At 58.9% G+C, this 209-nt stretch carries 1 protein-coding gene; it reads right to left on the bottom strand.

The window, feature by feature from the left end; all coding sequences use genetic code 11:
* Positions 1-209 (bottom strand): phage tail tip fiber protein (locus tag HMPREF2924_RS05060; RefSeq protein WP_141765523.1); only part of this gene is annotated, 209 nt, incomplete at both ends.

Raw genomic sequence — 209 nt, 5'->3', positions numbered from 1 at the left:
TCGACTGAATCACGTTGCCGATCTTCGCGTTCGTAATCGAACCGTCCTGAATCATCGCGTTGTTGATGAACATCTGGCCGCCAACGATCGAAACCGGCGCCACGGTCTGCCCGCTGGAACTGTTGAACCAGAGGAACCGATCAGCCTGGAACGCCATGGTCGTCACGCTCGTACCGCTGTCGAAGCCCAGTTGCCAGCCAGCGGCGTAC

The organism is Pseudomonas sp. HMSC063H08, assembly GCF_001813645.1.
GTDB classification, from domain to species: domain Bacteria; phylum Pseudomonadota; class Gammaproteobacteria; order Pseudomonadales; family Pseudomonadaceae; genus Pseudomonas; species Pseudomonas aeruginosa.
The sequence above is the reverse complement of the archived record's forward strand: the minus strand, read 5'-3'. Positions and strand labels throughout refer to the sequence as shown.